The sequence below is a fragment of the Paenibacillus sp. FSL H7-0943 genome (assembly GCF_037963265.1).
In the GTDB taxonomy this organism is placed as follows: Bacteria; Bacillota; Bacilli; order Paenibacillales; family Paenibacillaceae; genus Paenibacillus_AQ; species Paenibacillus_AQ odorifer.
The window spans coordinates 6,542,881-6,562,553 of sequence record NZ_CP150148.1; the positions used below are offsets into that span (position 1 = coordinate 6,542,881).

At 44.1% G+C, this 19,673-nt stretch carries 15 protein-coding genes; 5 read left to right on the forward strand and 10 right to left on the reverse strand.

Features of this window, described 5'->3' with window-relative positions; translation table 11 throughout:
* Positions 1 to 58: 58 nt before the first annotated feature.
* Together NSQ55_RS28665 and NSQ55_RS28670 are read left to right on the forward strand one after the other, a co-directional pair.
* On the forward strand, positions 59 to 778 hold the full coding sequence (locus tag NSQ55_RS28665) for a 3-ketoacyl-ACP reductase (RefSeq protein ID WP_339170304.1): 720 nt from the start codon (positions 59 to 61) through the stop codon (positions 776 to 778).
* Between the two features lie 845 nt (positions 779 to 1,623).
* Entirely contained in the window at positions 1,624 to 1,935 is a 312-nt protein-coding gene (locus NSQ55_RS28670) for an antibiotic biosynthesis monooxygenase (protein ID WP_076201979.1), read from the forward strand.
* Positions 1,936 to 2,467: 532 nt separating this feature from the next.
* Here the strand turns inward: NSQ55_RS28670 and NSQ55_RS28675 are convergent.
* The 7 genes from NSQ55_RS28675 to NSQ55_RS28705 all read right to left on the reverse strand — a co-directional run bounded on the left by NSQ55_RS28675 (position 2,468) and on the right by NSQ55_RS28705 (position 12,218).
* Entirely contained in the window at positions 2,468 to 4,693 is a 2,226-nt protein-coding gene (locus NSQ55_RS28675; RefSeq protein WP_076182011.1) for an MMPL family transporter, read from the reverse strand.
* 212 nt (positions 4,694 to 4,905) lie between these two features.
* The gene (locus NSQ55_RS28680) at positions 4,906 to 6,801 is read right to left on the reverse strand and encodes an ABC transporter ATP-binding protein (RefSeq protein WP_076182009.1); all 1,896 of its coding nucleotides are present in this window, start codon (positions 6,799 to 6,801) and stop codon (positions 4,906 to 4,908) included.
* A complete protein-coding gene (locus NSQ55_RS28685; protein WP_076123992.1) occupies positions 6,798 to 8,558 on the reverse strand; it encodes an ABC transporter ATP-binding protein in 1,761 nt (586 codons plus the stop codon). Before NSQ55_RS28685 ends, NSQ55_RS28680 begins: the two co-directional genes overlap by 4 nt.
* Positions 8,551 to 9,072, reverse strand: a complete 522-nt coding sequence (locus NSQ55_RS28690) for a MarR family transcriptional regulator (RefSeq protein ID WP_081383179.1) — start codon at positions 9,070 to 9,072, stop codon at positions 8,551 to 8,553. The genes NSQ55_RS28685 and NSQ55_RS28690 overlap by 8 nt, the downstream gene beginning before the upstream one ends.
* A 270-nt stretch (positions 9,073 to 9,342) precedes the next feature.
* On the reverse strand, positions 9,343 to 10,740 hold the full coding sequence (locus NSQ55_RS28695) for a DNA-binding protein (RefSeq protein ID WP_339170312.1): 1,398 nt from the start codon (positions 10,738 to 10,740) through the stop codon (positions 9,343 to 9,345).
* 164 nt (positions 10,741 to 10,904) lie between these two features.
* Positions 10,905 to 11,174: an aspartyl-phosphate phosphatase Spo0E family protein gene (locus NSQ55_RS28700; RefSeq protein ID WP_076099698.1), complete on the reverse strand. Its 270-nt coding sequence runs from the start codon at positions 11,172 to 11,174 to the stop codon at positions 10,905 to 10,907.
* 114 nt (positions 11,175 to 11,288) lie between these two features.
* Positions 11,289 to 12,218 (reverse strand): LysR family transcriptional regulator, encoded by a 930-nt coding sequence (locus NSQ55_RS28705; RefSeq protein WP_076123996.1) that lies wholly within the window; start codon positions 12,216 to 12,218, stop codon positions 11,289 to 11,291.
* 111 nt (positions 12,219 to 12,329) lie between these two features.
* Here NSQ55_RS28705 and NSQ55_RS28710 point away from each other — a divergent pair, with 111 nt between their 5' ends.
* Positions 12,330 to 12,704: a CidA/LrgA family holin-like protein gene (locus tag NSQ55_RS28710; protein ID WP_076123997.1), complete on the forward strand. Its 375-nt coding sequence runs from the start codon at positions 12,330 to 12,332 to the stop codon at positions 12,702 to 12,704.
* On the forward strand, positions 12,698 to 13,381 hold the full coding sequence (locus NSQ55_RS28715) for a CidB/LrgB family autolysis modulator (RefSeq protein ID WP_076123999.1): 684 nt from the start codon (positions 12,698 to 12,700) through the stop codon (positions 13,379 to 13,381). Before NSQ55_RS28710 ends, NSQ55_RS28715 begins: the two co-directional genes overlap by 7 nt.
* A gap of 76 nt (positions 13,382 to 13,457) precedes the next feature.
* Here the strand turns inward: NSQ55_RS28715 and NSQ55_RS28720 are convergent, their stop codons facing one another.
* Positions 13,458 to 14,426, reverse strand: a complete 969-nt coding sequence (locus NSQ55_RS28720) for a Gfo/Idh/MocA family oxidoreductase (protein WP_339170318.1) — start codon at positions 14,424 to 14,426, stop codon at positions 13,458 to 13,460.
* 53 nt (positions 14,427 to 14,479) lie between these two features.
* Positions 14,480 to 16,792 (reverse strand): helicase C-terminal domain-containing protein, encoded by a 2,313-nt coding sequence (locus tag NSQ55_RS28725; protein WP_339170321.1) that lies wholly within the window; start codon positions 16,790 to 16,792, stop codon positions 14,480 to 14,482.
* A 282-nt stretch (positions 16,793 to 17,074) separates the two neighbouring features.
* Here NSQ55_RS28725 and NSQ55_RS28730 point away from each other — a divergent pair, with 282 nt between their 5' ends.
* Positions 17,075 to 18,940, forward strand: a complete 1,866-nt coding sequence (locus NSQ55_RS28730; RefSeq protein ID WP_076124004.1) for an LTA synthase family protein — start codon at positions 17,075 to 17,077, stop codon at positions 18,938 to 18,940.
* A gap of 112 nt (positions 18,941 to 19,052) precedes the next feature.
* On the opposite strand, the gene NSQ55_RS28735 is transcribed toward NSQ55_RS28730, so the two are convergent.
* A complete protein-coding gene (locus NSQ55_RS28735; protein ID WP_081383180.1) occupies positions 19,053 to 19,484 on the reverse strand; it encodes a MarR family transcriptional regulator in 432 nt (143 codons plus the stop codon).
* Positions 19,485 to 19,673: the final 189 nt, after the last annotated feature.

Consider the following 19,673-nt stretch of genomic DNA (forward strand, 5'->3'; position numbering starts at 1 on the left):
AATAAGACTTGAATGAAGCAGCTGCTTCAAAAAAGTTTGAAGGAGAGTGACGATAGAGATGGATTTGAGAGGAAAGAGTGTTGTAATTACTGGTGCAGGCAAAGGGATCGGAAAAGCCTTGGCTATGGCACTGGCTAAGGAAGGTGCTAATTTAGGCCTGATCTCCAGAACTTCAGGTGATCTCGAAGCGTTAAAATCAGCCTTAACGGAAGTATATGACGTTAAAGTCAGCATTGCCGTGGCCGATATCGCCATACGCGAAGAAGCTGAACGTGCTGTTGCTTCCCTGCAAAATGAGCTTGGAGCATTTGATGCATTAATCAACAATGCCGGGATCGCAAAATTCGGCACTTTAGTAGAAATGGACCCTGCAGACTGGGAGCGCCACATCCAAGTTAATCTCTACGGTACTTATTACGTAACCCGTGCAGCACTTCCTGCGATGATTGAGAAAAATGGCGGAAATATCATCAATATTTCATCCACAGCCGGAGAACGCGGTTTCGCGACAGGCTCTGCTTATTGCGCGTCCAAGTTCGCTCTCATGGGCATGACCGAAGCCCTCGCACAAGAAGTGCGCAAACACAATATTCGCGTCGTAGCCTTGACTCCAAGCACCGTCAACACTGGCCTAGCTTCCAATGCTGGACTTAAAATCGGTGACGAAGACCGCATGATGCAACCTGAAGATGTTGCTGAATTGGCACTGACAGCTTTGAAGCTGCCGGATCGCGTCTTCCTAAAAACAGCAGGACTATGGACCACCAATCCGCAATAAAATCGCGCTGGACGCGGGGGGAGCCGGGTGATCCGGGGTGATTGCACTTTGTGCAATAGAATCGCTCTAGACGAGGGTGAAGCCTTGGGTGATTGCACGTGCACGTGGTGCAATCAGTTTAGTGGCTCCCCTCCTTTTAGGCGATTTGGGCTTGATTCTATTGTACAGAATGCAACAGACTGCCTTATTCAGATAACATTCAGGCTATTCTGTTGCACATTCTGCAATGCAACTTCATTTGGGGGCTTTATTAGGGAACTGGGACTGGAATTAGGTGCTAGCTGTAATGGTGGTGTGGTTTTGAGTAAAAACTTTGGAGTTGGGTTGGCACTTTGGCTTAGAGTAACATTACGGTTGAGGTGGCACTTTACTTGCGGTAGTTACTTTAACGTGCAGTAGTTACTTTAACTTGCTATAGCCACTTTACTTGCAGTAGACACTTTGATTTTTCGCAGGTACCTGAGTTTGCACAATACTTAACGTTTAAATAGATAATAGTTGCACTTTGTACATCTATTCAGCGCAATTAGAGGAGAAATCATACTTTAATTGCACTCTATACAGTTAAAAGAAGGCTAATCTCGGCGATTCACCAGATTCGCATAAATTAGTTGCAGAGAATACACTTATTCGATCGTTTCTGGTGTTACGGATAATTTAAGTGTACAAAGTGCAATTAAACGCCCGCACTCTTGTGTCTTGTGGGATGGTCTTTTATTTTGTTAGTTGATAATCACGATGTTACCTTGAGATATTGGCTAATTTTCGAGGTTCCCATGTTATACTATTTCGATTCACAATGTCCTGAAAAATATACTAACTTTCTGATCGGAGGTTTATCTATCATGCTGGTAGTAACTAATACTATTAAAGTAAAAGAAGGCCACGGCGAAGCTATTGCTCAACGTTTCGGAGGAAATAATGGTGTGCAGGATATGCCAGGGTTTGTACGTATGGAGGTTTGGCGTGGAAATGCCAAGGAAGGTGTCGAGGAACTAAAAATCTGCACCGTATGGGAGAATGAGGATGCATTCAAAGGCTGGACCTCCAGCGAGTCCTTCCGTCAGTCGCACCGTGGTGCTGGTGGTAATGACGCAATCCTGGGTGCTTCCATCGATAAATATGAACTAATGATCAGCCGCACGCCCGGTAACTAAGTATTTGGACCCCCAAACAGAGCCGTAGCTTGATGGAACCAGCAGTGTGTACGGGATAGTTGCCCGATAAGTACAGTTAGCTAATTGTCTTTTACCTCTTGGCTAACTGATGCAGTCAGCTAATTGTCTTCTACCACTCGGTTAACCGTTACAGCCAGCTAATTGTCTTCTACCACTTGGCTAACCAATGCAGCGGACTATTTCTCTTCTACCACTGGGCTAACCAATGCAGCGCGCTAATTGACTATTACCTTTTGGTTAACTGATGGAGCAAGCTAATTGTCTTTTACCTCTTGGCTAAGACAATCAGCCGCTAATTAACACAGTTATCGCTTCTAGATACTAATTAGCACAGTGAATACTTAGAATAACTATCGTCAAGCAGACTGATTGATTAGCCTAATAGATACAATTAAGTTAGTTGGTACAAGCAGCGCTATTATCCAGCGATGTCCTGTGCCCAAGCCTAAAACAAACAGGGATGTCCGGAGCCAATATGGCTCTGAGACATCCCTGTTTGTTTATAAACTCATTATTTACTTACATCTGGCTGAGGGGTCTCCACCTCTTGATGTTTACCCGGCCAGAACGACCAACGGCCAAAGAGCGTTGTAATAGCTGGTACAAGGAACGGCCGAACCACGAAGGTATCCAGCAGAACACCAAGAGCGGTGATGATACCGAACTGCACAAGCACCTGAATCGGCAAGCTTGCCAATACAGCAAATGTACCTGCCAGAATGAGGCCGGCAGAGGTAATTACCGAGCTGGTCTCATTCACTCCTTCCGCGATAGCCTGCTTAAGCGGCATGGTTTTACGCTTTTTCCAGATATTCGAGATCATGAAGATGTTGTAGTCTTCTCCAAGTGCCACCAAGAAAACAAAGGAATACAGTGGGATCGCTCCCTGAATAGCATCTGCTCCCATCACATAGTGAATGATAATCCAGCCTAAGCCAAGCGCTGAGAAGAAGGAGAGAATAACAGTGCCGACCAGATAGATGGTGGCCACTATTGAACGCAGATATATCAACAACAGTACGGTGATCATTCCGATGACCACGGGTATGATCAGATCGGTATCCCGATCTCCAATCTCTTTAGTGTCGTGCTGTGTTGCCGTCTGTCCGCTTACCCACACGTGATCCGCAGGGTTCGCAACGTCTACATCGATTAATGCCTGCTCTGCGGTAGCAAGAAGGGTAGGAATATGACCCATCGCTTCTAGTGAATATGGATTGCTTTTAAATTCAATATCAAAACCAACAATATCTTTGTTTACTGCCCCCTGCTGCGGATCGGAAACCGTGTCCACATAGGTGAGTCCGCCAAGAATGACCTTTAAATCCTCTCCGCTCGCTTTTCCTTGGGTATCAATAATCAGCTTCGCTGGAGCTAATTCTCCGGGAGAGAACTGTTTGCCAATAAGGTCGAAACCTTCGCGGGACTCCATATTTTTAGGAAAAGAGGATAGGATATCATACGTAAATTTGATGCCACTGGAGAATGAAGCCAAAATCCCCAGTCCGATAACGGTCACACCTACGATAGCCCAAGGCCGGGTTACTACCAAACCGCCAATTCCTTTTTTACGGGAAACTTTGGGTTCCGGAATAGGTTTGCCTTTAGCCTTAGCCCGTTCTACCTCCATTTGCGGTGTGCGCGGAATGAATGGGAAGAACGAGGTCCGTCCGAAGATTGCCAGCAGTGCTGGTACGAGGGTTAGACTGGCAATTCCCATGATGAAGATAGATACGCTAAATGGAATGGCAAAACGATGATAAGCTCCATACTTAGCCAGCAATAACGCAAACAGCGCGAGCACGACGGTGAAGCCACTCATAGCAATGGCGCCTGAAGATTCGGTAATGGAGCGAAGAAGCGCACGACTCTTACTCTCTTCTACCTTCAACAACTGCCGGAACCGTGAGATCAGGAACAGGCAATAGTCCGTACCAGCTCCGAATAGCAAAACAGTCATAATCGAGACAGCCTGTGAATCCACTGTGATCCAGCCTTCTTGCGCCATTTTTCCAAGAATCGGACTAGTTACACCATAAGCGAATCCAACCGCAATAAGTGGAATAAAAGCCAAGATCGGTGAACGATAAATCACCAATAAGAACACCAGCACAAGCATAACCGTAGCAATTAACAAGGAAACGTCTGCGTTCTGAAACAGGCCTGAAGCATCTATGGAGATGCCCACTGGACCCGTAACACGTAAACTCAGGTCTTTTCCATCCACCTTAGCCGCGGAGGGGTCTCCACCCGTCTCTGTGTTTATGATCTTCTTCATTTCTGTCACAGCTTCGCCAAGCTGATCACTATCTGCTGTTTTATCAAAAAGCACCGGGGTTACCAGCGTACTAAGATCCTCAGATAACGAGGCTTGTAATGCCTGTGGCGGCAGTTGTCCTAATGGGGGAACAAAATTCTGATGGGGCAATGGTTGCTGCTCCAACTTCTTGTACACAGCAGTGATATGTACTAAATCATCTTGTGAAAGCCCACCTTCTCTATGCCATACGAGCAGCGCAGGCACTCCACTTCCACTAGGGAATTCTTGCTCTGCAATAGCTGCTGCCTGTACCGATTGTGAATCATCTGGGAGGTTAGGCGCATTATTAGCAACCTGAGAATTCACTGCAGGCCATAACAGGGTAAGTGCACCTACAAGCACTATCCATACGAGAAGAGTAATCCACTTCGTCTTTTTTCCTGCCACCCATTTTCCGTAGCCTGACATTCCCTTCATCCTCTCCTTTACCTTGCAGCCTTAAAAATGAGCCGCGGGTCATTTTTTATTCTATCATATATATGCTTTAATTTTTAATCAAACTTTTTTTATTTTTCAGAAAAATTAAAACACATCATCACATATAAAATACCCCTCTCTTCACATAAAAAATCAGCAACATGTGAAAAGAGGGGTTTATGGGTTATCTATACTTTTTTCTTCACTTCAATTTAGCCTACGTCCAAATCTCCTTCAGAGAACTGACTGTTATAGAGATCCGCATAGAATCCGCCTTGGGCCAGCAGTTCTTCGTGGTTGCCTTTCTCGATTACACTACCTTGATTCATGACAAGGATGAGATCCGCATCACGAATCGTCGAGAGACGATGGGCAATAACGAAGCTTGTTCTGTTTTGCATCAGCGCATTCATCGCTTTTTGAATCAGCAATTCAGTCCGTGTATCGACACTGCTCGTTGCTTCATCAAGAATAAGGATCGATGGATCGGCCAGAATAGCGCGAGCAATAGTAATCAACTGCTTCTGTCCTTGTGAAATATTAGAAGCTTCTTCATTTAACACCGTATTGTAGCCAAGCGGAAGTGTGCGGATAAAGTGATCGGCATGCGCAGCTTTGGCAGCCCGCACCACATCAGCTTCAGATGCACCTTCACGACCGTAAGCAATGTTGTCACGAATCGTACCGTTAAAGAGCCAGGTATCCTGAAGCACCATACCAAACTTGCTACGTAGGTCACTCCGTTTCATGTCGGTAATGTTGACGCCATCAATGATAATTTCCCCGTCGTTAAGCTCGTAGAAGCGCATCAGCAGGTTAATCAAAGTGGTTTTACCAGCACCAGTAGGACCGACAATCGCTATAGTCTGACCTGGACTAACCTCAATATTCATGTCCTCAATCAGAATAGCATCCTCTTTATAGCCGAATTTCACATGACGGAACTCAACGGAACCTTCCGGAGCACCTTCATCAAGCTTCACAAGTGTACTATTAACTTCCTTAACTTCCTCTTCTTCATCCAGAAGTTCAAATACACGTTCTGCGGAAGCAATGGTGGATTGAATAATGTTAGCAATATTAGCCGTTTGTGCAATCGGCTGGGTGAACTGACGTGAATATTGAATGAAGGCTTGGATATCCCCGACATCAATCATTTTTTTAGTAACAAAAATACCACCCACAACACAGATAAGCACATAACCCAAGTTACCGATAAACATCATAAGCGGCATAATCATACCTGACATAAATTGAGACCGCCAGCCAGAATCATAAAGCTTATCATTTATTTCATCAAAATCTTTAAGCGACTGCGGTTCGCGGCCGAAAGCTTTAATAATCCGGTGCCCCGTATACATTTCCTCTACATGACCATTCAACTGGCCAAGCGATTTCTGCTGTCTCACAAAATAAGTCTGCGAACGTTTAGAGATCGCCATAATCACAATAAAGCTGAGTGGCAACGTAGTAATCGTGATTAACGTCAGCCATGGGCTGATGGTAAGCATCATCACAATAACACCAATAATAGTGACGATTGAAGTAATTAGCTGCGTTAAACTTTGCTGCAACGTGGTACTGATGTTATCCACGTCATTCGTAGCACGGCTAAGAATTTCCCCGTGTGTACGGGAGTCAAAATATTTTAAAGGTAAACGCTCCAGCTTGCTGTTGATCTGCTCACGCATGTCATAAACTACCTTCTGCGCTACACCAGCCATTACATACTGCTGAATGTAACTAAACAGAGCACTAAGCAGATACAATCCCGCGAGCAGGATCAGAATATCATTAATATATCCAAAATCAATGGAGGCACCCTCTACACCCATCAGTTTGCCGTAAGCACCTTCGAACAGTTTGGTTGTAGCTTTACCCATAACTTTTGGACTGAAGATACTGAACACCGTACTGGCAATCGCCATAATTAGTACAATAATCAATTGAACCATACGCGGGCGCAAGTATTTGATCAGGCGACGAAGTGTACCTTTAAAATCTTTAGCTTTTTCTGCCGGCATCCTCATTCCAGGACCACCCGGTCCACCCGGTCCTTTATGGCCGCGGGGAGCTGCAGGTTTATGTTCTCTGTTTTGTTCGCTCATGCTATTTCCTCCTCTGACAGCTGCGAGGATACGATCTCGCGGTACACATCACTGCTCTCGAGCAGTTCACGGTGAGTGCCCATTCCAGCAATTTCACCCTCATCAATTACAATAATCCGGTCCGCATCCATAACGGTGCTAACCCGTTGAGCTACGATCAATACGGTGGATTCCGTAGTTTCAGATTTGAGAGCCGCGCGAAGTTTGGCATCTGTCTTGAAATCAAGAGCTGAGAAGCTATCGTCAAACAGATAAACCTCAGGTTTTCTCACAAGCGCCCGAGCAATGGACAACCGCTGTTTCTGACCACCTGAGACGTTATTCCCGCCCTGAGCAATTTCCGAGTCAAACCCATCCTTCATCGCGGATACGAAATCGTAGGCTTGAGCCACCTTAGATGCATGAATGATTTCTTCATCCGTAGCATCCTCTTTACCGTAGCGGATGTTCTCATTAATCGTACCCGAGAACAATACTGCTTTTTGTGGGATGTAACCGATTTTGCTCCGCAGCTCTTCCTGTGTCATCTCACGTACATCCACTCCGTCTACGCGTACAGCACCTTCATTAACATCATAGAATCTTGGAATCAGGCTAAGCAGTGTAGATTTACCCGATCCGGTACCCCCGATAATTGCGGTAACTTCACCCGGTCGAGCACTAAAGCTAATTTTCGAAAGTGCAGGCTGTTCTGCCCCTGGATAGGAAAAAGATACATTCTCAAACTCAACAAAACCACGCAAAGAATCGCGTCCATCTTTTTTAGTAGCTTGAGCTGTTGTATGCAGTTCACTCTCAGTAGGATCTGTAAATTCAGGCTGCATATCCAGCACCTCATTGATACGCACGGCTGAAGCTGAAGCACGCGGAATTAACACGAACATCATCGATACCATAATCAGAGAGAACATAATTTGCATTGCATATTGGATAAATGCCATCAGGGACCCAACTTGCAAGTCGCCATCACCAATTCGTATTCCACCAAAATAAAGAATAGCAATCATAGAAAAGTTCATTACAATCATCATCAGCGGCATCAGGCCGGCCATGATTTTATTGACCTTGATAGCTGTATCCGTAAGATCACGGTTAGCTTCGGTGAAACGTCTATTCTCATGATCAATCCGGTTAAAAGAACGAATAACACGAATACCTGTCAGATGCTCACGCAGCACCAGGTTTAATTTATCAAGCTTAATCTGAATGGCTTTAAACAGTGGCAGACCCTTCATCCCAATAAAGAAGATCGCCCCTACAAGTACAGGAATAACGACTACAAAAATCAATGATAATTTAGCATCTTCAGATACTGCCATGATGATACCACCAATCATCATCATCGGTGCTCCGATCATCATGCGCAACATCATAGTAAGTACCGTTTGAACTTGTGTAATATCATTTGTTGTACGTGTAATCAAGGAAGCTGTACCCAGCTTATCGAATTCATGCAGCGTAAAATTTTCTACATGGTTAAATACTCGTGCACGGGTGAGTTTACCAAACCCGGCTGCCACTTTTGCCGATAAGTAACTGGCAATTACCGAACATAAAGCACCGCCACCTGCAACCAGGAGCATGAAACTACCTATTTTCCAAATATAAGCGCGATCTCCTTGAACAATCCCTTTGTCGACGATGTCGGACATCAGAGTAGGAAGGTATAAATCGCCCATGGACTGCAAAAATACAAGGATTAATACAGCACCAATAGCTACCCTAAAAGGCTTCAGTTGTTTAAATAATTTAATCAAGCTTCTCATCTCCGTTCATTTGTAGCCTATCCCAATCAGGTGGTGGATTATCCTCAACGTATTCATGTACCTTAAGCAATAGCTCTGTGAGCTGTTTAGTGTCTTTTTCGCCTAAGTGTTGCACAAGCTTATCAAGCATCACATCACGATAATGTTCTGCTTTTCGTGTGAGTTCTTTTCCACTTTCCGTTAATTTCACGCGTACAACTCTTCGGTCCGAAGGATCCGCGCGTCTTTCCACCATCTGTTTCGCTTCAAGACTGTTAATCAGCTGCGTGATGGTAGGAGGAGTGAATCCAAGTAGTCGGCTGATTTCAGACACCTTGAGACCCTCTTCATCAGAATGATTCCATTTTTCAATGCATATCATTAAAGTCATCTCACTTGGCTTGTGGCCCTCAACGCCCTTTTGCCATTGAGCTTTGTGCAGGCGTTTCATCGCCGCAAAAAGCCCGTGTGCGACTGAATTTTCAGTATTTTCTGTATTTCCTCCGTTTATCCCAATTTCCTTCACCTCTGTTTTAGTTAGGTCAACTAATTATTAAACACTATATTATTTAGGCTACCTAATTATATTTTCGCCAGATTACTTTGTCAAATTATGAATACGCTATCAATTATTACGAAAAAGAAAACTCCCCAGCACGAGTGCAAGGGAGTAGTTATGCGTATATGTATCTGTATATAAAATATTGCCAAGGATAACCTTTAGAATCCTGCTCCGTGCTCATAAGTTGTGATTGGTCCATTACTTCCGGAACCAACTGGGCCGATAATGATGAAGCTAAACAATGCTAAAATGCCTGCCATCATCAATAGAGATTTTTTCATCTTTTCTCACCTCCCTTATCAGCTTTCTGTATTTCTCCTGTTGATTCAGAGTTGCATAGTCCCTATTGGTCTCAAACAAGGTCACGCACTTAATGAAGTCTATTCCATTATTAGTCTTAATAGATAACTCTAAAGACTGTATGATATAGTCCACACCCGTAATATATTGTCCATTGTTTATTAGATACATGGCTATTTGATAGTACAACCGATATAATCGGTCAATATTAATGGGATCTTCAAACTGTTCAAATCGTAACATTTCCCGTGCAAAACGTTTAAGCACATCGTCTACAGAAAATCTGTAATGATTAGCCGATTCCATAATAATAATGAGTCCTGGCAATATTTCTCCGGGGTGCTCAGCCAAAAAAGCTACATAGTCTGGTACAACTTTTACGTTCCCCTCCAACATTTCCAGTGTGAAACTGTTCCCAACTGCAAATAATCGGAATTGTTCTACAGCTTGCTGGCCTACTTCATCCAACATCTCAAACCAGCCTAAGTCTGCATAACCAGCGGTATATTTCTTCGCCGCTTCATATTGACCTTGCTTCGTCAACGAAATTGCTTTAAGCAAATATCCGTGTCCATAATAAACAACGAGCGGACGTTCCGTACAGAGTTCTTCTCTTCGTTTGTCTCCGCTCCTCCGCAGTTCTTGGCGGTAAACTGCATTGGCTAAAGCTCTCAACTCATCAGCATAGATCTCCATTTCTTCCCATCTGCGAAGGGCGAAACATAGCTGTGTCAGCATCAATAAACCATCTAATTGCAAATTTTCCGGAAGGCGCCCCCTAAAAGGACTAAAGCTAATGACTGCGCGTAGCTTCTCCTCCATATCAAGTGTTTGCAAAAATTTAAAATTACGATAATGACTAATCGCGAGACGTTCACTATAACTATCCGACTCGTTCTCTACTACAATCTTGTAAAAAAACATAGATTCCTTAACTTTGCCTTTATTGAATAATTTATCAGCAACAGAATAAATGATATCCAGCGGCTTGGTAGACTCTAATAATCTGCTTATAGTTTCATCAATGCAATTCTGTTTGCCCAATTCAGCACAACGAATCAAAAAAGGCTCCACTCTACGGCGTGAGACCTTCTCATCATTGAAGCATTCATCAACATATAGAGGATATAACCAACCTTCTGGAAAACCAAAGGCTTTTATAATTGCATCTACTTGTCCCAAGGACATAGGCTTCGGCGGATTTCCATGCAGAATTGCACTGAGGCTGCCTCGATTCAGGCCACAAATTTTTGAAAATGAGGCGAGATTATGGCCGGAGCGGGACAAATTTTTCTCAATTTCTGAGCGTATAGTTGTTAACTTTCCCTCCACTCGGCACCCCCAAAGTTTGACTTGAAAAGATTCTATTAATTGACATTATAGGTGAAAGTTATGGATTGTACAACAAATAGATTGTACGACAAATAGAGGAGCCTAATACGCTCCTCTAGATCAGTAACATCTTCATAGTATTATAATTCTATGTTGTTGGTAGTTTAGCTAACAGTGATGGCGGTTTTGGAACTTCTACTATAGGATGTAATGCCGGCTTTCCGGTTGCGCAAATTTTCCATCATCTTATTTTGTGCCAGCAAAATATAGCTGTCTAATCGCTCACTGAGCTCTAGAACAGCACGGTCACTAAGACTCCGTTGCTCTGCAACCTCCAGCAATTCACATCTAAGACTCTCTATAGTTACAAGTAGCTCATCTTCTTTATAATCTTTTCTATGATTATTCTTGGAGGAATTTGGATTTTGTGTCACATCTCTCTCCTTCTCTCTATCAACATCTTCTCCTATCATAAGTCATGATACCAAAAAACATATTTTCAAAAAAAAGAAAAATTGTAGAGCTTCTAACAAAAACGGAATTACTACTTATTCAGAGTCCTCCGCAAGTTCGTCAGAGAGCTCATTTGGATACTGTTCTCGCAAAAGTCCCTTTGCAAAAGCAATCCATTCGCGTGCCGCAAAAGATAAATAACGGTCTCTACGCCACGCCATAGCAAGCTGCCACGGAATTACCGGATCCGTCAAAGGCACAACGACCAATCGTGAACGATCCATATCCCGGCAAATGGTTTCTGGCAGCAATGCGATTCCCATTCCGGCAGCCACCATACGGCTAATTAAGTCCCATTGGGAGCTCTCATAGATAACCTTAGGCTGAAATCCCGCCTTCACACATTCCGTAATAATCCGATCATGCAGCGTAAAATCCTCCCGGAACAGCACAAACTCCTCTTCGGCTAGTTCACTTAACGGAACAAGGTCTGCCTCGGCCAATCTATGTCCAACAGGTAAAATAAGATTCAGCTTCTCTTCAACAAAGGTGAAGCAATGAAGTTTGGCTGTATTTACAGGCAGCACAACCATTCCGATATCCAACAAGCCCGTTTCTACATCTTCCTCCACTTTTTTCGCGCCATCCTCATGCAGACGAATAGTAACCTGCGGATAACGTTTATGAAATTGACCAATCACCGAAGGAAAAAAGCTCGCTCCTACCATTGGAGGCAGACCGATGCGGATGTGGCCCTGCTCCAAATTTCGTAAGCTATCCAGCTCAGAAGACAAGCTGGCGAACGACTCCACGATATTTTGCGCTTTGGTGAACAGAATTTCCCCTGCATCTGTAAGCCGGACACTTTTCCCTTCACGGTAAAACAAATCAGCCTCCAGCTCGATCTCCATATTCCGGATCATTTTACTGATCGTAGGTTGTGAAATATATAAGGATTCGGCAGCCCGAGTAAAGCTTTTCATTCGTGCTGCTTGGACGAAATATTCTAATTGTCGGATATCCATTTTCCAACCTCCGATCCATAGACAAAAGGAATGTCATTTATTCAATCTATTCATTTTACCTATGAAAACAATTGATGTAAACTTTCATTATCATGAAAGGAGCGAAGCCTTATGAAAAAGATTGTTATAGGCTTGCTGCAGGTAGCGGGACTCACCCTATTCTCATTACTAATCAATGCTGTAACCCCATTTTTGCATATCCCTATTCCCGGAAGCATACTCGGAATGATTATATTGTTTCTTCTGCTTGAGTTTGGTGTCATTCATCTGAATTGGGTTGAAGTTGGTGCTTCTTGGCTACTGGCTGAGCTCTTGCTGTTCTTTATTCCATCTGCTATCGGCGTAATGAAATACGCCAATATTCTGGAAACTGATGGTTTACGAATCCTCGCGGTGGTCATTTTGGGTACGATTGTTGTAATGGCCAGTTCCGGATTACTTACCAGTAGAATTTACAAAGCAAAGGAGCGGAAAGGATCATGTTAAACGCTCTATTATTCTTCGGTCTTACGGTTGCTGTATATTTACTGGCGAAACGCATTTATGCTTCTAGTGGCAAAGTGTACACCTCTCCATTGATCATTACACCAGTGCTTATGATTATCTTCTTACTCATCACAGGCATTACTTATGATTCTTACAATGCGGGAGGCAAATGGCTGACGGATTTGCTGCAACCGGCAACTATGGCCTTTGCAATCCCTTTGCATAAAAACTTCAAGGTGCTCAAAAAGCACGCCGCCGAAATTGCGGCAGGCGTGCTGTCAGGGACGATAACAGCGGTGATCTCTTCCATTCTGCTCGCCAAATGGCTGCATGTCAGCGGCGATCTGGCAGCCAGTCTGGTTCCACGTTCGGTGACTACACCGATCGCTATGAGCATCTCGCAAAGTATCGGCGGTGTACCGAGTATTACTGCAGTCTTCGTCATCATTACCGGGATACTCGGTACAATGATGGGCCCTACAGTACTCCGCATCTTCCGCATTGACAATGAAATCGCGCGTGGTGTATCGCTGGGAACCGCTGCGCATGGTACAGGAACATCCAAGGCCTTCGAGCTTAGTTCACTGACCGGAACCATCTCCAGTATTGCGATGATTCTGTCCGCGCTGTTATCCATAGGTGTGGCGCCAGCTTTACTCGCAATATTCCTCCACTAGGCTAACCCAGCTTGAGCCAAGGACATGTCTCTTTAGCACATCTAAGGCGGCATGTCCTTTTTTTAAGAATCCAAACTTAGAATTTAACCGGAAGTCCACTTTGTGCGGACTCGTAAGCCGCACAAGTTACTTTAAGCGTCTTGAATCCATCCTCATAGTCACTGAGAATACGCGAACGATCTCCTGTCCGTACAGCATACAGAAAAGCTTCACTTTCCACTAAATATGGATTTCCTGTGTTTTCAAATTCGGTGCTATTGCCACTTCGCACTTCCAAGAGACGATCCGGGTTCCAGTCCAGCAATCCCCGATCATTATAGAAACTAAGACCTACACTTCCTACCGGATCAGGCAGCACACATGTATTTGAAATATTAGCTATGATTCCATTCTCAAGCTTCAGAGATACGGTACCTACATCGGCTACACTCACACCTTCATGCTGCTCATGCATAATTCGATTTCCGAACATGCCGTATACTTCTTTTACCTCTCCTGCCAGATAACGCACCAAATCGACGATATGAGTGGTTTGCTCGGTGAACTGTCCTCCAGATTGCTCCTGATCACGCCACCAAGCTACGCCCGGCATGCCGCCCATCCACTGGCCCATGACCATACCGATCTTGTCACCACGTAGTGTTTCCTTGAGCCGTTTAACATTCTCTTGATAGCGGAAATGGTAGCCTACCGAGGTCAATAAATTATGTTCTTTAATATCTTGCAGCAAGCTGGCAGGAATTTCAGTAGTCATACTAAGCGGCTTCTCTATAAAAAAAGGAATATCCCTCTTGATTAATGAACGTTCAATCGCACCATGAGATTGTGGAGGCACACAGATATAAACAGCATCAAGCGTCTCTGCATCCAACATCTCTGTAATATCACCATATCCAGCAGCTCCGTATGGACGTGCCATATCTTCGCCTTTGGCTTTACTGCTTCCACAGACTGCCTGCAACTGGACATCAGCCATCCCTGCCAGCAAATCAGCATGTACCTTAGAGAACCAACCTGTACCCACAATACCCACTTTTAATGTCATATTATTTCCTCCTGCCGATTGATTATGAATACCCTTTCGTAGATTATAACCTCTTATGAGCGTATAAGATAATCTCTCCATTCTTCGGGAAGCAAATGCATATATGGACTCTGCAAAAAACGGTCATCCGCCAACACGATAATGCCCGTATCCGTCTCGCTGCGAATCAACCTGCCTCCGGCTTGGAGTACCTTACACATTCCCGGATAGACATAGGCATAATCAAAGCCATTTTTTCCTCTGGCATTAAAATATTGACGCAGCAGATTGCGTTCAAGACCAAGCTGTGGCAGGCCAACGCCAACAACCATAACCCCATTGAGGCGATCCCCTGGCAGATCCACACCTTCTGAAAAAATCCCTCCAAGTACAGCAAATCCCAATAACGTCTCGTCATTATCTGGACTAAATGCGGCTAAAAAACTTTCTCTAGCTTGCTCGCTCATGCCAGTATCCTGCATCAATGTCCGGATTTCAGGGTAATACTCCGTAAAGGCCTGATATACGTTTTGCAAATAGAGGTACGAAGGAAAAAACACCAGATAGTTGCCCTTTTTAGAGACCATTTGGCTCAGTGCTTTTGTCAACGGAACTAGGGAGGCTTCCCGGTCATGATAACGTGTGGAGACAGGTAAGACGGTTACTTCCCACTGCTCTTTCTGAAAAGGGGAAGACACGGTTAAACTGTAATCTTCCTCCGCTGCACCAATCATATCCCGGTAGTAAGATAATGGAGAAAGTGTAGCTGAGAACAGGATCTGACTGCGAAAGCTCTTGGACATCTGCCGTAGCAGATGCGAGGGATCCAAATTGAATAGCTTGAGATAGACATCCCCTCTACGAACCTCCGCATAGGTAATGTAGCGTTCATCATAGGTCTTAAAGGTGCGGAGCATGCCCTGAACTGCAAAATAGGTATCCAAGAGGACATTTTCCCCTTCTCCTTCCCCATTCAGTGAGACAATACTGGAGCTCGGGTGAATAAGCTCCTGTTCCGCCTCCAAAGAAAATATCTCAAGCAAAGCCGGCAGCTCCTCCGGGAACGAGTCCCACTGCCCTTGCCCCTCTTCATTGCAAATTTTGCGAAGGGAGATGAAAAAAGCATTCACCGATTTAGCGGCTGTACTCAAATTCCGGTTCATTTCTTTATATTGGCGCTGGATTTCCAGGAAAGGGGCTTTCAGCAAAGAGGCGGAGAACATCTCCCGTCCCCGGTCTACCAGATTATGTGCTTCATCTACTAGAAGTACCGTTTCTCTCTTTCTTTCCTCTGTTAGCCGTTTCAGACTGATGCGAGGATCATATATATAATTGTAATCGCAGATCACAGCATCACAGGCATAGGCTGCATCCAACGAGAACTCAAATGGGCACACTTTGTGTTTGTGAGCATACAGTGCAAGGGTGTCTCTGCTCATCAGCGTCTCATGCTCTAACAGATCCATTAATGCCTCGTTGATCCGGTCATAATAACCATCCGTATAAGGACAGGAATCCTTACCACATATCCCCTCTTCGCGAAAACAGACCTTCTCTTTAGCGGTAAGTGTGATGACATGCAGCTGAAGACCCTGCGTTAGCAACAGCGAGATGGCTTCCTGCGCGGCAAAACGGGTAACCGTCTTTGCCGTTAAATAGAACAATCCTTTAGCTTGTCCTTCGCCCATCGCTTTAAGGACAGGGAACAACGTCGACATTGTTTTCCCGATACCTGTGGGGGCTTGAGCGAACAGACTGACCTTTTCCACGACGGACTTGTATACAGCTCCTGCAAAATGACGTTGTCCCTTTCGATAAGAGGAGAACGGAAAGCTCAACCCCCGAAGACTCTGCTCCTTCTTAGCATCATGACGAACCATCATCTCAGCGTATGGAGCATATCTAGCCACTGTGTCATTCACAAATGAAATCAGTTCTTCAAAAGACAACGTTCGGTACAAGCTTTTTTGCTCATCAGTGGCCCGGTGGACATAGGTAAGCTTAACCTGAATAGAAGAAAGCTCTTGCTCCAGAGCCACCATATATGCGTACATCAGCGCCTGTGCCCAATGAACCTCATGTCCTTCATCCAGTAAATCCAGCAGTCCGGAGGTTGATTTGATTTCTTCGACCGTAAAGCTCCCATCCTCCGAGACAAGCAATCCATCACAACGCCCATCTACAACATAAAGCAGGTTTCCATAAGGAATCTCCGTTTTCAAATAAACCTCCTTGCGGTCACCTTCCTTATATTGCTTTTGGATCTTCTGATGAATTCTTGTGCCTTCGACCATAGCGCCCGTTCCATGAAAGCCAGGTTCAATGCTTCCGCTGCGAAAAACATATTCAACGAGAGTTCTAACTGATAAAGCTACTGTAGAGCTCATCCAGCATCACCTCCTTTTATTATCCATATATCCTTTTTGTTCCCAATTTCCATTTTAGTCCTGAATTCGTTGTATAACCCTGCATGAGAGCAGGAGCGTCAGCTTCAACCCTTTGTGTTCAACTTTACGCGCTCCACTAAGCTTATACTTAGGTTCTTGATTTTTGACATTCTATAGCTAGCCCTGCATAATAAATTTTATTACTATGGAATTATTTTGTCTGGGCGCTGTTTCTTCCTAGCCGGGAAATGGCGTTTTATCATGTAGAAAGAAGGCGAAGCTGTGTCATCCTTTAACTTTAAACAGTGGATCGTTAAACCTTTTGTGTTTTTCACAATAATTTTTATTCTAAAAGCTTTCTTGGCATGGGGCGTAATCTTTGACGATATATTGCCCTGGAAATCATTATTAACTGAAATCCCCTTTGCTTGGGCGCTCTTCTGTATCATTGAACGTTTTGGTTCCAAGCGCAAGCTCGGATATTACATGACCGTAAATTTATTAGTGACAGCCATTTTCTTCGCAGCCATTATGTATTTTAAATATTACGGTGTTATTGTGACTTACCATGCAGCGGAGCAGGTGAATCAAGTCACCGCCGTCAGCAACAGCGTATTCTCACTAATGGATCCATACTACCTGCTGATTTTTACAGACATCATTATTCTTGGCGTCTATTTCTTCTTTAATAAAAAAGGCCGGGTCTATAAGAAAGAGAATATCAACCACCGCCGTGGCGGAAAACTTAAGTATAGTGTTCTGTTTGCAGTCTCACTTGCTTTATGTTTGTTCAACATCTTGCCTAATAAGGCCAGTATGAACGAAATTAAGAAAGCTCAAGAAATGGGAATTCTTAATTATGAAGCTTATACGATCTTCGCTAAAGAAGAGCCTGAGCTAGTCGATTCAAGTGACATTACACAAGATGCCATCAACAAATTGAAGGGGATTAATACTGCGGCTAGTTCTCCACTTCAAGGCATCGCTAAAGGCAAGAACCTTATTATTCTTCAAATGGAATCTTTCCAGAATTTCTTGCTGGGACTTAAATTAGACGGTCAAGAAATTACACCGAACCTGAACAAGGTAATGAAGGACAGTCTTTACTTCCCTAATTTCTATCAAATGGTTGGCCAAGGGAATACGTCGGATGCAGAGTTCGTAGTTAACACTTCCTTCTACATCCCTCCACGTGGAGCGGCAACGATGTCTTATGTGGATAAGGTACTTCCAAGTCTGCCACGCGTGCTTAAAGAAAATGGATATCAGACTGCAACCTTCCACACCAATGTCGTAGAATTCTGGAACCGCGGCGAGCTGTATGACTCCCTCGGCTTCGATCATTATTATGACCGCAAATTTTTTGGTGAAGATGATGTCTTCTTCTTTGGAGCTTCTGATGATACGCTCTACAGTAAGACAGCCGATAAACTAAAAGAAATGGACCAACAGGAGCAGCCTTTTTACGCTCAAGTCATTTCAATGTCAGCGCATCACCCTTTTACTATTCCGGAAGAAAAATACCGCATGAAGCTGCCGGAGCGTTATGAAGGTACTTTTGTTGGTGACTATATCCGTTCCCAGAACTATGCGGATGATGCTTTTGGACATTTTGTAGAAGAGCTAAAAGCAAATGGTGTCTGGGACAATAGTGTAATCATGATTTATGGAGATCATATGGGATTGCCGATTTATTCCCTCGATCATGATGATAAAGAATTGATGACTGAAATCTATGGTCATGAATACAGTTATGCGGATATGATGAACATCCCTCTGCTTATTCATGCAGGTGCTGGCGTAGCATCGCAGACCATTGACGAAGTAGGCGGGGAAGTAGATATCATGCCAACCGCAGCCAGTCTGCTTGGGATTTCATTAGAGAATAACGTATATTTTGGTCAAGATCTACTCAGTCAGACTTATAATTTGCTGCCAGAACGATATTATTTACCTTCTGGTTCATTCATTGCCAGCTCAGGATTGCTTATTCCTGGTAACAGCTTTGAAGACAACACTCAGTACTCTATTTATAACAATGGAACAACGCCGAGTGCCACTGAAGACGAATATAACCGTGCCTTGAGGCTTTTACAGCTTTCCCACAGCTATATCACTCAGTTGCCTGACAAACAACCTAAACAATAAATTACAGGGCGTAGGCAGCCAACGAACAAAAACAGCAGAGCAGCGATTCTCCAATAAGGAGAACCGCTGCTCTGCTGTTTTTATAAAGATATCCATTCCGAAGCTTAGCTGACTAACGCTTCTGGTCCTCGATCATACGGTAATACTCTGCAAAGTTGCGTAGTTCTTCGGGCTTCAGTATGGATAAATGCTCCGCCAGCAGTTCTTTGGACCGGAAATGTCCTTCTTCGAGCACCTGCTGACCTTTTTCGGTGATCGTCACTACAACCGCTCTCCGATCCTTCCCATCCGGCTCACGTTTGATATAACCCAGCACCTCCAAACGGTCCAGCATCACCGTCACCGCACTGGATTTGACCTCCATACATTCTGCCAGCTGTACCACCCGCGACTTCTTTTCTTTCGCTATCATATTTAACAGACCCATCTGTGGCACCGTAAGTCCGAGTTCTTTGTGCAAAGACATTTGAGACATAATCTTACGCTGTACTCTCCACATGGATAGTCCTAGACGATCTATTAACGGATCTATTTGATGTGGCATATTTGTTCAACCCCAATCCGTTTTTAATAACTCAAGCGTACCATTAGAACTGGTTATGATTCAATGGTTTTGTCTACTAAACCATTGAAAGCATGATGGAAAGCGCAAACTTCCACCATTCTCCAATTTCCGACACAGAAATACTATATTCCATGTAAGGTTATAAGCATATCAATACGATATAATCGT